The organism is Synechococcus sp. R6-5 (assembly GCF_047461775.1).
Lineage (GTDB): Bacteria > Cyanobacteriota > Cyanobacteriia > Thermostichales > Thermostichaceae > Thermostichus.
On record NZ_JANSHV010000341.1, the window covers coordinates 1 to 667 of the forward strand.

At 57.9% G+C, this 667-nt stretch carries 1 protein-coding gene; it reads right to left on the reverse strand.

The genetic code is table 11. From position 1 onward, the window contains the following. The coding region (locus tag NW818_RS13550) for a hypothetical protein (protein ID WP_414424850.1) at positions 1 to 324 on the reverse strand (324 nt) is incomplete at its 3' end. Positions 325 to 667: the final 343 nt, after the last annotated feature.

The following is a 667-nucleotide window of genomic DNA, read 5'->3' on the forward strand; positions in this document are numbered from 1 at the left end:
CATCCCCAGCATCAGCGCATAGATCGCGCGGTCGCGCGGCGACAGCGTCCCCAACCATCCCCGCAGACTGCCGGGAGCGACAGTCGCTGCACCAGCGGGACTGATCGTTGCTGGCGTTGAGGGGATTGTTAAACCCATGTATAATGGGCATTGAACATGATTGCGAGACAGGCAGAAGGTGCTCTGATCCACCGGTATTTCGACCGGCTCGCCGCCAACATAGCAGCGATGCTCCGGCGTTGGCGACGAGAAGCGAATAGCGCGGTTCTGCTTCAGACCGAGATATGGGCAATATCCCTGGCCAGTTGGCGGTGCTTCGCTCATGGCGCGCCGGGTCTCCTTGCACGCTGTGTGCTACGACGTTCAGGCGTATTATAGGAGCGGGCAGAAGTTGACGCAAAACCCTGGCATTAACGAAACCTTACAGCCAGGTTGCAGCTTGCTGTAACGCCCCACGAAAGCGCCCGGCGTGGTATCATGTCTGTCATGCCCTGTTGCCTGATACAGAGGGTTACGAGGATAGACGTCTCTTTATGCGCATCCTGATACTTTCGGATATTCACTCGAACATCGTGGCGCTCGAAACGGTTTTGTCCGCTGCCCGCTCTTTTGATACCGTCTGGAACCTTGGCGACACCATCGGGTACGGTCCGCGCCCCAATGAGTG